This is a genomic window from Mycobacterium intracellulare ATCC 13950 (assembly GCF_000277125.1).
Classification (GTDB): domain Bacteria; phylum Actinomycetota; class Actinomycetes; order Mycobacteriales; family Mycobacteriaceae; genus Mycobacterium; species Mycobacterium intracellulare.
In genome coordinates, this window is record NC_016946.1 from 3,192,280 (window position 1) to 3,206,524 (window position 14,245).

The window sequence follows — 14,245 nt, forward strand, 5'->3', positions numbered from 1 at the left end:
AAGGGTGAGAATGTGCTGTCGGGTAACTGGACGGCCGCTGCCAATCAGGCTGTCCCCCATGGCCGGCGGCACGCTCAGAGGTGTCGGCGGCGCGGCATGAACTCCAGCGACAGCAGCACGAACAGTAGCGGGACGATCTGTGTCATGGAGATCAGCGCGTAGCGCCGCGCGTCGAGCGCGTGCCACTTGCGCACGTATCGGTATAACGACTCGAGCGCGATCAGCGGGTCGAGGATGTGGATCAGCCGGTAGAACACGCGCTGGGTCCAGCCGCGGTTCTTGTCGTCGAATATCTCGGGGAAAGCGGCGAAGGCGAGCGAAACCCGCTGTGCCCCATTGTCTTTGCCGGCCATGATCATGTCGACGCTGAGTCGCTCGTCGAGCCCGTTGGGGGCGCCGCGGCGTCGCCACGGGACGTCGAGGGTGATGTCGCTGCCGCCGCCGGCCGTGGCGTATCGGTGAAAGGCCTGCACCTTGCCGGTGGCGTCCCTGGCGATGATCAGCTGTATCCCCGGGAAACGGCCTTCCAGGACGCCGTCGAGATTCATGTGGAATCCGCGGTCGGCGCGCGCCCCCTTGGACGATTCCCGCACCACCTCGGTCAGCTCGGCCAGCAACGTGTGGTCGAGCTCCTGCTCGGCGACGATTTCGGTTGTGACACCGCAGTTATGGGTGCGCTTAACCGCCTGACGCAGGTTGCGGAACCTGCGGCCCACCATGTCGAAGCCCGGCACGTCGACAACGACGTCGCGCCCAATCGGTATGGCCCGCAACGTTTGTCCCAGGGTGGCCGGGTCGGTCCACAGTTCACGCCGCCGCTCGCCGCACCCCACGACCGCGATGCGCCATCCGTGGGCATGACAGGTGGCGGCGAAATCGGCCACCAGTTCGCCGAAACGCTTCTCGTCGCCGATGGGATCGCCGCTCACCACGGCGATTCCCATCCGCGTCCGGTAGGCCAGCGCCGCGGAGCCGTCGGCGGTGAAGTGGTAGCTCTTGCCGGTCTGCATGGTGAACGGCGCCAACGCGTCATCGCGGGTCACCTTGATCAATTCCCACACGCGCGGCAGGTCGGCGGGCCGCGGGTGTGAGGTCATCGGCCACATCAACACCAGGCCCGAGCTGGCGATCACGACGTCACCGAGCAGATCGAAGGACAGCACGTGCATGCCCAGCCCCGCCAGCACGAAAAACGCGGCCGCAATGGCGTGCATCGTCGTCACCGGGCGGCCCAGGAAGACGCCGCGCGCGATCCACGCCACCGCGACCAGGACCGTCAACGACCACGCCAACCGGTCGGCGAAATGCCAGTTGGGTTGGCTGTGGTGGCGGGCGAGTATCTCGATGAGCCAGCACGCCGCGCACAGCAGCGCCAGGGCGCCGATCAGCCGGGCCGCCCGCGAATCGGCCGAAACGACAACACGTTCGCGCACGCGAGGTCGTGCTGTGACGTCCACCACCGGCCCGTTCACACTCACCTCCCGATGCGCTGACAACAGCTGGGCGGCATGTCTGCCGCCTCTGCACCGAATACCCGGCTACGTCAAAGCTACGCCCGATCACGGCCCATTCGGGAGAGATTCGTGCGGATATCCTGCAGCTATTGGGTAACGGTTTATCGGGGAGAAGACGGAAAGTACTTCAGCACGCCCTCCTGCACCACCGTGGCGAGCGTCTGCCCGGACCGGTCGAAGAAGTGCCCGGTGCCCAGGCCACGCGAATCCGCGGCCACGGGCGACGACGTCGAGTACAACACCCAGTCGTTGAAGTTGACCTGCCGGTGAAACCAGATGGAATGGTTGGCAGACGCGGCGAAGATGCGGTCGAAGCCCCAGGAGAGGCCGTGCGTGGTGATGACCGAGTCCAGCACCGTGGTGTCCGAGGAGTACACCATTGTCGCCGTGTGCAATACCGGGTCCTCGGGAACCTCGCCCAGTGCCTTGACCCAAACCCGGTTGTGGGGCAGCCGGTCCCCCTTCGTCCGCATCACCCACGCCGGGTCATTGGTGTAGCGCCACTCGATGGGCTGCAGGGCGTTGACGAAGTGCGGGACCGTCTCCTCGTACCCGCGCAACAGCTCGCCGATCGTGGGTTGCGTGTGCGGTTCGGCGACCTGCGGCGGCTCGATGCCGTGCTCGAGGCCCCGGCCGCCGGCCATGTAGGAGACCATGGCCGAGCACAGCAACGTGCCGTCTTGCGTCGCGTCGACGCGCCGGTTGGCGAACCGCCGCTCGTCGCGCAGCCGGGTCACGCGGTATTCGATGTCCTTGCCGGTGTCGCCACCGTTGATGAAGTGCACCGAGAGCGCGCTCGGCGGCAGGTCGCCGCGAACCAGGCTCCGGCTGGCCGCGACGAACGCTTGCGACATGAGCTGACCACCGAACGTCCGCATCGGGTTCTTGCTGGGATGCGAGCCGATGAACAGGTCATCATCGAGACGATCGAGGTCGAGTGTCGCCAGCAGTTCCTGGAAATCAGAATCGGTGCTGATGGCGGCCTCTCCTTCGGGTCCGGGCGTTAGACGTCGTCCTCCCCGATCCGGTGCACGTGGATCAGGTTGGTCGACCCTACTGTGCCAGGTGGCGCGCCGGCGACGATGACCACCAGGTCGCCGCGCTTGTAGCGACCGAGTTCGAGCAGCGACTTGTCGACCTGGCGGATCATGCCGTCCGTGGAGGTCATCATCGGGACGATGAACGTTTCGGTGCCCCAGGTCATGGCGAGCTGGCTGCGCACCTCGGGCCAGGCGGTGAAGGCCAGCAGCGGCAGCGGGGTGTGCAGGCGCGCGAGCCGCTTGACCGTGTCGCCGGATTGGGTGAAGGCGACCAGGGCTTTGGCGTCGAGCCGCTCGCCGATGTCGCGGGCCGCATAGGAGATCACGCCGCGTTTGGTGCGCGGCACGTGGGTCAGCGGCGGGGCGGCCGTGGAATTGTCCTCGACCGCGCAGATGATGCGCGACATGGTCCGCACGGCAGCCATCGGATACTTGCCCACCGACGTCTCCCCGGACAGCATCACCGCGTCGGCGCCGTCGAGGACGGCGTTGGCGACGTCGGAGGCCTCGGCGCGGGTCGGGCGTGAGTTCTCGATCATGGAATCGAGCATCTGGGTGGCCACGATGACCGGTTTCGCGTTCTCCCGGGCCATCTGGATGGCCCGCTTCTGCACCAGCGGAACCTCTTCCAGTGGCAGCTCGACGCCGAGGTCGCCGCGGGCCACCATGATGGCGTCGAAGGCCAGCACGATGGCTTCCAGATTGTCGACGGCTTCGGGCTTTTCCAGCTTGGCGATCACCGGAACCCGTCGCCCGACCCGGTCCATCACCTCGTGCACCAGCTCGACGTCGGCCGGCGAGCGCACGAAGGACAGGGCGACCAGGTCGACGCCGAGGTCCAGGGCGAAGGTGAGGTCCTCGATGTCCTTCTCCGACAAGGCCGGTGCCGACACGTTCATGCCCGGCAACGAGATTCCCTTGTTGTTGCTGACCGGGCCGCCCTCGACGACCGTGCAGATGACGTCGTCGCCCTCGATGCCATCGACCACCAGGCAGACCTTGCCGTCGTCGACCAGAACCCGGTCACCGACGGCGGCGTCCTCGGCCAGTTTCTTGTAGGTGGTCGACACCCGGTCGTGGCTGCCCTCGCAGTCGGCGACGGTGATCCGGACGGTCTCACCGTCGGCCCAGTAGGTTGGGCCGGTCGCGAAGCGTCCCAGCCTGATCTTGGGGCCCTGCAAATCGGCGAGCACGCCGACGGCACGGCCGGTGGCGTCGGAGGCCACCCGGACCCGTTCGTAGGCCGCTTTGTGATCGGCGTAATCACCGTGGCTGAAGTTCAACCGGGCGACGTCCATTCCCGCCTCAACCAGCGCCAAGATCAACTCGTCCGAATTGGTCGCAGGCCCAAGGGTGCAGACGATCTTCCCGCGTCTACTCACGCCGACCCAGCATAGTCGCGTGTGACCCCCGGGGCGTGCACATAACGCCGCCGGGACAGTGTGCTTTTACCCACCAAGAACGGTCGGAATCAACGGGAAGGCGGGCAAGTTACGCGCAACCGTCCAAACGGCCGTCGCGACCACGACGGTCAGCAGCACCGGCCGTGACAGCGGCGATGCGCCGCGCGCGCGGCGAACCACCAGCCACGCGGCCAGCATCGGGATTGCGACCAGGACGAAAACGTTGTCGTGGAGCGCGGCCGCCAGGTCACCGTGCACCACGTCATACGTCATCCGCAGCCCGCCGCAAAACGGGCAGTTCCAGCCGGTGAGCCACCTGAAGGGACACGGCGGATAGATCGACGCGGGATTGTGCGGGTCGGCCAGCGCGACGTAGCCGAGCGCGCCGCCCAGCGCGAGGCCGGTCGCGGCCCCGACGTAGCCGAGATGATGACGCAGACCGTGCGCATCGGCATGCGTGGGTGGCAGGGCGGGCCTCGCGTTGGTCACAGTGCTTCCAGCATGCCAGATGCACCGCGCCCCGACGTCATGAGCGGGTGGTCAGCGGCCCGACAGTCGGTTCCGCAGACGCGAGCCCCATCGCCGCCGGGTTTCCGGTTGATCCGAAATCTTTTCGGCGACGGGCTCTTCCGTAGTGGCTTCTGCGCTTTCGGCTTCCGGTTCCTCGTCTTCCGCCTCGTCGGCGGGTTCCGGTTGCGGCGCTTCGGCTTCCGCCTCGGATTCCGGCTCGTCGAGCTCGAGCTCTTCGGCCTCGGATTCCTCCGCCTCGGCCTCATCGGCCACCGCCTCGGCCTCCGGCTCGTCCGCGTCGCCCTCGGATCCTTCGGCTACCGCCTCGTCGGCTTCCGCTTGCGGCGCTTCGACTTCCGTCGCGACCTCCGGCTCGTCAAGCTCGAGCTCTTCGGCCTCGGATTCCTCCGCCTCGGCCTCATCGGCCACCGCCTCGGCCTCCGGCTCTTCGGCGTCGCCCTCGGATTCTTCGGCGTCCGCCGTGTCGGCTACCGCCGCGTCGGCCTCTTCCCCTTGCGGCGCTTCGGCTTCCGCGGCGGCCTCCGGCTCGTCAAGCTCGAGCTCTTCGGCCTCGGATTCCTCCGCCTCGGCCTCGGATTGCTCCGCCTCGGCCTCCTCGGCCACCGCCTCGGACTGCGGCTCTTCGGCTTGTGCCTCGTCGGCGTCGGCGACGGCCGCGGTCCCCACCGCGGATTCGGTCGGCACGTCGTCGTCACCGCCACCCGCCGCGGCCGTCGTACCCGCCGCACCCGCCGTCGCCGCAACGGTCGCCGGCTCCAGTTCGGCGGATTCCTCGTCAACGTATTGGTTTCCGCGCAGGCTCTCGGGATCTTCGCGGCCCCTGGGCGCCGCCATGATGTACACCACGGCCCCGATGAACACGAAAGTCGATGTGAACGAATTGATCCGGATGCCGGCGATGTGGGTGGCGGTGTCGTCGCGCAGCAGCTCGACACAGAACCGGCCCACGCAATAGCCGGCCACATAGAGCGCGAACAGCCGGCCATGTCCCAGCGTGAATCGCCGGTCCGCATAGATCAGCACGGCGAAAATCAGCAGGTTCCACAGCAATTCGTAGAGGAACGTCGGTTGCACGACGAGTGCCACCTGCCCGGTGGAGATCCCGTCCAGCGAATGCGGGTCGATGTATCCCGAGGGGTCCCGGCGGTAGAAGATCTCCAGCCCCCACGGCAGCGTGGTCTCGCGGCCATAGAGTTCCTGGTTGAAGTAGTTCCCGAGCCGACCGATGGCCTGCGCCAGAATGATTCCCGGGGCGATCGCGTCGGCGAAGGCCGGCAGCGGAATGCCGTGCCGGCGGCAGCCGATCCAGGCGCCCACACCCCCGAGCGCCACCGCACCCCAGATGCCCAGTCCGCCGTCCCAGATCCGGATCGCCGCCCCGAGCCCGGCTCCGCCCGGGCCCCAATAGGTTCGCCAGTCGGTGGCCAGGTGGTAGAGCCGACCACCGATCAACCCGAACGGCACGGTCCACAGCGCGATGTCGTAGATCACCCCACGTTCACCGCCGCGCGCCTCCCAGCGCCGGTCGCCGATCAGCAGGGCGGCCACGATGCCGGCGATGATGAACAGGGCATAGGCCCGGATGGGCAGCGGCCCGACGTGCCAGACGCCCTGCGCCGGACTCGGAAAATAGGCGAGCAACTTCGTCACGACGCGGCCGCCCTTTGACGTACACCGGCGGCGAGTTCCTCAGTGAGTGCGCGCAATGCGGTCAAACCCCCGTCCCCCAGCGCCGACACCAGCGCGGAACCGACAATGACACCGTCGGCGTAGCCGCCGATCTGGGCGGCTTGCTCACCCGACCGCACCCCCAGCCCGACACCGACGGGGATGTCCGATATCTCCTTGACCCTGCCCACCAATTCGGGCGCGGCATTGGACACCACGTCGCGTGCTCCCGTGACGCCCATCGTCGACGCCGCGTAGACAAATCCGCGGGACGCCTCGACCGTCATCGCCAAGCGCTGCGGCGTCGAGGAGGGCGCCACCAGAAATATCCGGTCCAACCGATGCTCCTCGGACGCCGCCAACCACTGCCCGGCTTCGTCGGGGATGAGGTCCGGAGTGATCAGGCCGTACCCGCCGGCCGATGCCAGGTCGCGGGCGAAGGCGTCAATTCCGTAGCGCAACACGGGGTTCCAGTAGGTCATCACCACGGCGTGGCCCCCGGCGGCGCTGATCGCCTCGACCGCGGCCAGGGTGTCGCGGACGCGCACTCCCCCGTGCAGCGCGGCCTCGGTGGCCTTGACGATGGTCGGGCCGTCCATGCCGGGATCCGAATAGGGCACCCCGACCTCGACGATGTCGCAACCGGATTCGACCAGGGCGACCATCGCGTGCACGGACGTCGTCACATCCGGGTACCCGGTGGGCAGATAGCCGATCAGCGCGGCGCGACCGTCGTCGCGGCACACGTCGAAGATCGGCCCGAGCCTGCTGGCCTCGCTCTGCTTCACGGTCATCGGTCGCTGGATCCCAACAGCCCGAACCACTGCGCGGCCGTCTCGACGTCCTTGTCTCCACGCCCGGACAGGTTCACCACGATGATCGCGGCCTTCCCCAATTCGGGGGCCACCTTCAGGGCCCCGGCCACCGCGTGCGCGGATTCGATGGCGGGGATGATCCCCTCGGTGCGGCACAGGGTGCGGAATGCCTCCATCGCTTCGGAGTCGGTGATGGGCCGGTACTCGGCGCGTCCGCTCTCGCGCAGCCACGCGTGTTCCGGACCCACCCCCGGGTAGTCGAGACCCGCTGAGATGGAATGGGATTCGATGGTCTGCCCGTCCTCGTCCTGCAGCAGGTAGGAGAACGATCCCTGGAACGCCCCGGGGGAACCGCCGCTGAAGGTCGCGGCGTGCCTTCCGGTTTCGACGCCGTCGCCGGCCGCCTCGAAGCCGATCAGCCGCACGCCGGGATCGTCGATGAACGGGTGGAAGATGCCGATGGCGTTCGATCCGCCACCGATGCAGGCCAGCACCGCGTCGGGCAGCCGGCCCGCCTGCGCCTGGATCTGGGCGCGCGCCTCGAGGCCGATGATGCGCTGAAAGTCGCGCACCATGGCGGGAAAGGGATGGGGCCCCGCCGCCGTGCCGAAGCAGTAGAAGGTGTTGTCGGCATTGGTAACCCAATCCCGGAACGCTTCATTGATGGCGTCCTTGAGCGTCCTCGAACCGCTCTGGACCGAGACGACCGTGGCTCCCAGCAAGCGCATCCGGGCCACGTTGAGCGCCTGGCGTTCGGTGTCGACGGCGCCCATGTAGATCACACACTCCAGGCCGAGCAGGGCGCACGCGGTGGCGGTCGCCACGCCGTGCTGACCGGCCCCGGTCTCGGCGATCACCCGCTTCTTGCCCATCCGCTGAGCGAGCAGCGCCTGGCCGAGCACGTTGTTGATCTTGTGAGAACCGGTGTGGTTCAGGTCTTCTCGCTTGAGGAAGATGCGGGCGCCGGCCTGCTCGGACAGCCGCGGCGCCTCATACAGCGGTGACGGCCGCCCCGCGTAATGCGCCTGCAGATAGTCCAGCGTGTCCAGGAAATCCTGGTTGACGCGCTCCTTCTCGTAGGCCGCGGTGACCTCTTCGATCACGGCCATCAACGCCTCGGCGACGTAGCGGCCGCCGTACACACCGAAATGGCCACCCGCATCGGGTTCGTGGCGGGTGGGTTCGGCGATGGCTGCGCTCGGAAGCGGAAGGTCCGGGCGGGACAGATCCACCATCACCAAGGCTCTACGCGGGGATGGCTCATGGGGTTCAACGTTACAGCGAAGGGGCTCTTCAGTGACGCAGCGACTAGCGAGAAGGTTTCGGACAGGACGGATGGGTGCCCGCGGTGACCAGATCGGCGACCGCGGCGCGCGGGTCACCACTTTTGACCAGACCTTCGCCCACCAACACGGCGTCGGCACCCGCACCGGCGTACGCCAGCAGGTCTGCGGTACCGCGCACACCGGATTCGGCGATCCTGATCACGTTGCTGGGCAGCCCGGGAGCGATGCGCGCGAAGCAATCCCGGTCCACCGCCAGCGTGGCCAGATCGCGGGCGTTGACGCCGATTACGTTGGCCCCGGCCTTGAGCGCGCGGTCGGCCTCCTCTTCGGTGTGCACCTCGACGAGTGCCGTCATGCCCAGCGATTCGGTGCGGTCCAGCATCGACACCAACGCCGACTGCTCCAGCGCGGCGACGATGAGCAACAACATGTCGGCGCCGTGCGCACGCGCTTCGTGGATCTGATAGGGCTGCACCACAAAGTCTTTGCGCAAAATCGGTATCGAGACCGCCGCCCGAACCGCGTCGAGATCGTCGAGCGAACCGTGAAAGCGGCGCTCCTCGGTCAAGACGCTGATGATGCGCGCGCCGCCGTCCTCGTACGCCCTGGCCAGTTTGGCCGGATCGGCAATGGTCGCCAGGGAACCCGCCGACGGGCTGGCGCGCTTGACTTCGGCGATGACGCCGATTCCGGGCTCGCGCAGGGCGGCCATCACGTCGCGGGGCGGCGGCGCGGCCGCCGCGGCGGCCTTGATCTCGGACAGGCTGATGAGGGCTTCGCGCGCGGCAACGTCGGCCCGGACTCCCTCGAGGATGGAGTCAAGCACGGTTGCCGGACTCATGCCTGTCGTTTCCCTTCGCCCTGTCGCCCCGCTGTCATCCCACGGCCACTCGGTTGTCCCCGGCCGATTGCGACGACGTCAATGAAGGGTAGCGGCCCGCGGCTTGCGGCCCGTCACCGACCCTCGGTGTCAGACTCGCTCGGCGCATCGGTTGGGTCACGCCCCTCGTCAAGCGCGTCCCAGATCATCCGCTCCGACATTTCCGGCGTCTGTCGCCCCTCCAGCATCGCCCCGGAGGCGTCGTCGCGTCGGGCAATCGAGCGGCGCGTCGCCGGCGTCGTGTACTTGATGGCGCTGGATCGGGCCGACCCGGAGTCCGACGCGGACCGCATCAGCAGGACGGCCGCGATCAGGGCGCACGCGGCGGCGGCCACCGTGACCCCGGCGCCCCAGTACCGTCGCTCGCTCCCTACCAGCGACATCACCGAGACGTGCGCCAGCTCGGCGCCGCGGACCGCCACGTCGGGCAGCACCCACAGGCTGACGCCCAGGTAACCGACCGCCAGGCTGGCCAGCGCCAGCAACCCCGCCAGCGCGCGCAGCGGCCAGCCCCGCACGGCGATGGCGGCGACGGCCGCGGCCAGCAGCAGCATCGCCAACGGCAGCAGCGCCGTCGACCACGCCCCGCCGGACAACGTCACCTCCTTGGGTGGCCCCAGCCCGTCGAACGACCGGATCACCACCCAGGGCAGGCGCGAGGCCGCCCACAGCGCGCCCGCGGCCACCACCAGCGTCGCCTGGGCGATGCGGATCAACCAGGGACTGTTCAGGGGGCGCCCCGAGGCGTCAGCCATCGCGGCCGGCCCCCGGCTCGGTCAGCGTCTCGGCCGCTGCGATCGCGCTGAGCACCGCGCGCGCCTTGTTGGTCGCCTCGGTGTATTCGTAGGGGCCGTTGGAGTCGGCGACCACCCCGCCCCCGGACTGCACGTAGGCGGTGCCGGCGCGCATCAGGGCGGTGCGGATGGCGATCGCGAAGTCGGCGTTGCCGGCGAAGTCCAGGTAGCCGACCACGCCGCCGTACAGGCCGCGGCGCGTCTTCTCCACCTCCTCGATCAGCTCCATGGCCCGCACCTTCGGCGCGCCCGACAGCGTGCCGGCCGGGAAGCAGGCCGTGACCGCGTCCAGGGCGGTCCGGCCCTCGCCGAGCAGCCCGGTCACCGTCGACACCAAATGCATGACGTGGCTATAGCGTTCGATGTGGCTGTAGTCCTCGACGCGGACGGTGCCCGGCGCGCACACCCGGCCGAGATCGTTGCGGCCCAGATCGACCAGCATCAAATGCTCGGCGCGTTCCTTCTCGTCGGCCAGCAGCTCCTTTTCCAGCAGCTGATCCTCTTCGTCGGTGTCCCCGCGCCAGCGGGTTCCGGCGATCGGATGGGTGGTCGCGACGCCGTCGGCGACGGTGACCAGCGCCTCCGGGCTCGACCCGACGATCGAAAAGTCCGTTCCCCCAGCGTCATTCGGCACGTGCAGCAGGTACATGTAGGGGCTCGGGTTGGTCACCCGCAGCATCCGGTACACGTCGATCGGGTCGACGGCGGTGTCCATTTCGAATCGCTGCGAGGGCACCACCTGAAAGGCCTCACCCGCGGCGATCTGCTCGACGAGGTAGTCGACGATCTTCCCGTACTCCTCGACGCTGCGCTGCGCGCGGTAGCGCGGCTCGGGCCGGTCGAACGTGGCGACGGTCGACGACAGCGGCTGGCCCAGCGCCGCGGTCATCACGTCCAGCCGGGCGACCGCGTCGTCGTAGGCCTCGTCGACCCGCTCGTCGGTCCCGTTCCAGTTCACGGCGTTGGCGATCAGCGTGATGGTGCCCTCGTGGTGATCCACCGCCGCCACGTCGGTGGCCAGCAGCAACAACATGTCCGGCAGGCCCAGGTCGTCGACGGCCAGCTCGGGCAGCCGCTCCAGGCGCCGCACCAGGTCGTAGGCGAAGAACCCGACCATGCCGCCCGACAGCGGCGGCAGACCCGCCAGCGGCCCGGTGGCCAGCAGCTCGAGGGTGGCCCGCAGGGCCCGCAGCGGGTCGCCTCCGGTGGGCGCGTCCTGCGGCACCACGCCGAGCCAGATCGCCTCGCCGTCGCGCACGGTCAGGGCCGAGGGCGCTCCGGCGCCGATGAACGACCACCGCGACCAGGAGCGGCCGTGCTCGGCCGACTCCAGCAGAAAGGTGCCCGGGCGGTTGGCGGCGAGTTTGCGGTAGGCCGACAGCGGCGTCTCGCTGTCGGCCAACACCTTGCGGGTCACCGGGACCACGCGGTGCTCGGCGGCCAGCTGGCGGAAATCCTCTCGTGAGGTCGTCGCGGCGAGGTGGGCGTGCACCGACCCATCCTCCCAGACGCGGGCGGACGGCTCGCGCGCGTAGCGTGTCCGCCATGAAACCTGGTGAGACCGTCGCCGACTTCGAACTGCCCGACCAGACGGGCACGCCGCGCAAGCTCAGCGAATTGCTGTCCAGCGGGCCCGTCGTGCTGTTCTTCTACCCCGCGGCGATGACGCCCGGCTGCACCAAGGAAGCGTGCCATTTCCGCGACCTGGCCGCCGAATTCGCCGCGGTCGGGGCCAACCGGGTGGGGATCAGCGCCGACCCGGTGGACAAGCAGGCCAAGTTCGCCGACCTGCGGAAGTTCGACTACCCGCTGCTGTCGGACACCGACGGCACCGTCGCCGCCCAATTCGGCGTCAAGCGCGGCCTGCTGGGCAAGCTGATGCCGGTCAAGCGCACCACGTTCGTCATCGACACCGACCGCACGGTGCTCGACGTGATCTCCAGCGAGTTCAACATGGACACCCACGCCGACAAGGCGCTGGCGACGCTGCGCGCCCGGTCCTAGCGGCGGCCCTCAGGGGCTGATCGCCAGGAAGACGTAGGCGGCCAGCAGCACCAGATGCACCTCGCCCTGCAGCCGGGTGGCCCGCCCGGGTACCACGGTCAGCATGCTGATCACCACGGTCAGCGCGAGCAGCACCAGCTGGATGGGGCCGAGGCCGAGCACCAGCGGCCCTTTGAGCCAGATCGACGTCAGCGCGATCGTCGGGATGGTGAGCCCGATGCTGGCCATCGCCGAGCCGTACGCCAGGTTCAGGCTGATCTGGATGCGGCCCTTTCGCGCCGACCGGGCGGCCGCGAGCGTCTCGGGCAGCAGCACCAGCGCCGCGATGATCACACCCACGAACGACTGCGGCAGACCCGCCACCATGACAGCGTGTTCCACGGCCGGCGACTCCTCCTCGGCCAGGCCGACCACCGCCACCAGGGCGCAGAGCAGCAGCACCAGGCTGCTCAGCGCCTGCCGCCTGCTGGGCGGATCCGCGTGGCTCTCGTCCTCGAACACGCGCTTTTGGCCCCGCTGCGCGATCGGCAGGAAGAAGTCGCGGTGCCGCACGGTCTGGGTGAACACGAACAGCAGGTACACCAAGAGCGTGGCGATCGCGGCGAAGGCGAGCTGGCTCGAGGTGAACTCCTTGCCCGGATGCCCGGTGGTGAAGGCCGGCAGGACCAGGCTCAGCGTGGCCACCGTGGTGACCGTGGCCAGCGCGGCCCCGGCGCCCTCCGCGTTGAACAGCGTCACGCCGTAGCGCCGCGACCCGAGCAGCAGCGACAAACCGGCGATCCCGTTGGTGGTGATCATCAGCGCGGCGAACGCGGTGTCCCTGGCCAGCGTCGCGGCCTCGTTGCCGCCGGAGGTCATCAGGGCGACGATAAGGGCCACTTCGATGATGGTGACCGCGGCCGCGAGGATCAGCGACCCGAACGGCTCGCCGACTCGGTGCGCGACCACCTCCGCGTGATGCACCGCGGCGACCACGGCACCGACGAGAAACAGCGCGGCCACCGCGACCAGCACCGGTCCCAGCTTCTCGCCCCAGATCACTGCCAGCACGACGACGGCAAGCACCGGAACCACCACGTTCCAGGACAAGACGTCCCGGGACACCCATTTCGACATTGCCCGCCATTCTTGTCGAAGTCATGCGCCCGCGCCCGCCGAAAGTGACGCGGGCCACGCGCTAGCGCTCCGGTTGCAGCAACGCGTCGGCGTCGAAGCAGCTGTGATCGCCGGTGTGGCAGGCGCCGCCGACCTGGTCGACGGTCAACAGCACGGTGTCCCCGTCGCAGTCCAATCGCACCGAGTGGACGTATTGGGTGTGGCCAGAGGTCGCGCCCTTCACCCACTGTTCGCGCCGCGACCGCGAATAGTACGTCGCCTCACGGGTTTCCAGGGTGCGGGCCAGGGCCGCGTCGTCCATCCACGCGACCATCAGCACGTCGCCGCTCCCGCGCTCCTGCACGACGGCGGCGATCAGGCCGTCGGCGTTGCGCTTCAGGCGCGCGGCGATCCGCGGGTCGAGCGTCATCGAACGGTGATCCCCTCTTTGGCCATGGCCGCCTTCACCTGCCCGATGGTCAGCTCCCGGAAGTGGAACACGCTGGCCGCCAACACCGCATCGGCGCCGGCCGCGATCGCGGGTGCGAAGTGCTCCGCCGCCCCGGCGCCGCCGCTGGCGATGACGGGCACGGTGACCGCCGAGCGCACCGCCTGCAGCATCTCGAGGTCGAACCCTGCCTTGGTGCCGTCGGCGTCCATCGAGTTCAGCAGGATCTCCCCCACCCCCAAATCGGCTCCGCGGGAAGCCCATTCGACGGCGTCGAGCCCGGTACCGCGGCGCCCGCCGTGGGTGGTGACCTCCCAGCCCGACGGGGTGGGCACCGAGCCCGGCGGCACCGTGCGCGCATCGACGGAGAGCACGATGCATTGGGATCCGAACTGCCGCGCCATCTCGGCCAGCAGCTCGGGCCGGGCGATCGCGGCGGTGTTGATCGAGACCTTGTCCGCCCCGGCACGCAACAACACGTCGACGTCGGCCACGGTGCGCACCCCGCCGCCGACGGTCAGCGGGATGAAGACCTGCTCGGCCGTGCGCCGCACCACGTCCAGCATCGTGGTTCTTCCCGACGACGACGCGGTCACGTCGAGAAAGGTGAGCTCGTCGGCGCCCTCGGCGTCATAGGCGGCCGCGAGTTCCACGGGATCGCCTGCGTCCCGGAGGTTTTCGAAGTTGACCCCCTTGACCACGCGCCCGCCGTCGACGTCCAGGCACGGGATCACCCGGACCGCGAGGCCGCTGTGGTTGGCGTGCAT

At 68.9% G+C, this 14,245-nt stretch carries 14 protein-coding genes; 1 reads left to right on the top strand and 13 read right to left on the bottom strand.

All coding sequences use genetic code 11. The features are described 5' to 3' along the window. Nucleotides 1–74: 74 nt before the first annotated feature. From OCU_RS39560 to OCU_RS39605, 10 genes are all read right to left on the bottom strand, one after another. On the bottom strand, nt 75–1,472 hold the full coding sequence (locus OCU_RS39560; RefSeq protein WP_036459137.1) for a bifunctional lysylphosphatidylglycerol flippase/synthetase MprF: 1,398 nt from the start codon (nt 1,470–1,472) through the stop codon (nt 75–77). A gap of 143 nt (nt 1,473–1,615) precedes the next feature. Beyond that, nucleotides 1,616–2,491, bottom strand: a complete 876-nt coding sequence (locus tag OCU_RS39565) for an acyl-CoA thioesterase II (protein WP_080587934.1) — start codon at nt 2,489–2,491, stop codon at nt 1,616–1,618. A 26-nt stretch (nt 2,492–2,517) separates the two neighbouring features. Next, nucleotides 2,518–3,936, bottom strand: a complete 1,419-nt coding sequence (pyk, locus tag OCU_RS39570) for a pyruvate kinase (protein WP_008257742.1) — start codon at nt 3,934–3,936, stop codon at nt 2,518–2,520. A 66-nt stretch (nt 3,937–4,002) separates the two neighbouring features. Continuing rightward, nucleotides 4,003–4,446 (bottom strand): DUF2752 domain-containing protein, encoded by a 444-nt coding sequence (locus tag OCU_RS39575; protein ID WP_014380356.1) that lies wholly within the window; start codon nt 4,444–4,446, stop codon nt 4,003–4,005. A 51-nt stretch (nt 4,447–4,497) separates the two neighbouring features. Further along, nucleotides 4,498–6,138 carry a prolipoprotein diacylglyceryl transferase gene (locus tag OCU_RS39580; RefSeq protein WP_014380357.1) on the bottom strand — a complete coding sequence of 547 codons (1,641 nt, stop codon included), beginning with the start codon at nt 6,136–6,138 and terminating at the stop codon, nt 4,498–4,500. Then, nucleotides 6,135–6,950 (bottom strand): tryptophan synthase subunit alpha, encoded by an 816-nt coding sequence (gene trpA / locus OCU_RS39585; protein ID WP_014380358.1) that lies wholly within the window; start codon nt 6,948–6,950, stop codon nt 6,135–6,137. Before trpA ends, OCU_RS39580 begins: the two co-directional genes overlap by 4 nt. Beyond that, entirely contained in the window at nt 6,947–8,209 is a 1,263-nt protein-coding gene (trpB, locus tag OCU_RS39590) for a tryptophan synthase subunit beta (protein WP_014380359.1), read from the bottom strand. Before trpB ends, trpA begins: the two co-directional genes overlap by 4 nt. A 70-nt stretch (nt 8,210–8,279) precedes the next feature. Continuing rightward, on the bottom strand, nt 8,280–9,098 hold the full coding sequence (trpC, locus tag OCU_RS39595; RefSeq protein WP_008257758.1) for an indole-3-glycerol phosphate synthase TrpC: 819 nt from the start codon (nt 9,096–9,098) through the stop codon (nt 8,280–8,282). 113 nt (nt 9,099–9,211) lie between these two features. Then, the gene (locus OCU_RS39600; protein ID WP_008257759.1) at nt 9,212–9,892 is read right to left on the bottom strand and encodes a TIGR02234 family membrane protein; all 681 of its coding nucleotides are present in this window, start codon (nt 9,890–9,892) and stop codon (nt 9,212–9,214) included. Next, nucleotides 9,885–11,423, bottom strand: coding sequence for an anthranilate synthase component I (locus OCU_RS39605; protein ID WP_008257760.1), 1,539 nt, complete (start codon nt 11,421–11,423; stop codon nt 9,885–9,887). The genes OCU_RS39600 and OCU_RS39605 overlap by 8 nt, the downstream gene beginning before the upstream one ends. 53 nt (nt 11,424–11,476) lie before the next feature. On the opposite strand from OCU_RS39605, the gene OCU_RS39610 reads away from it, so the two are divergent. Continuing rightward, on the top strand, nt 11,477–11,935 hold the full coding sequence (locus tag OCU_RS39610; protein ID WP_008257761.1) for a peroxiredoxin: 459 nt from the start codon (nt 11,477–11,479) through the stop codon (nt 11,933–11,935). 9 nt (nt 11,936–11,944) lie between these two features. On the opposite strand, the gene OCU_RS39615 is transcribed toward OCU_RS39610, so the two are convergent. The 3 genes from OCU_RS39615 to hisF all read right to left on the bottom strand — a co-directional run bounded on the left by OCU_RS39615 (nt 11,945) and on the right by hisF (nt 14,245). Beyond that, nucleotides 11,945–13,051: a calcium:cation antiporter gene (locus tag OCU_RS39615; protein WP_009954937.1), complete on the bottom strand. Its 1,107-nt coding sequence runs from the start codon at nt 13,049–13,051 to the stop codon at nt 11,945–11,947. 61 nt (nt 13,052–13,112) lie between these two features. Next, the gene (hisI, locus tag OCU_RS39620; RefSeq protein WP_008257763.1) at nt 13,113–13,460 is read right to left on the bottom strand and encodes a phosphoribosyl-AMP cyclohydrolase; all 348 of its coding nucleotides are present in this window, start codon (nt 13,458–13,460) and stop codon (nt 13,113–13,115) included. Next, a complete protein-coding gene (gene hisF / locus OCU_RS39625) occupies nt 13,457–14,245 on the bottom strand; it encodes an imidazole glycerol phosphate synthase subunit HisF (protein WP_008257764.1) in 789 nt (262 codons plus the stop codon). The genes hisI and hisF overlap by 4 nt, the downstream gene beginning before the upstream one ends.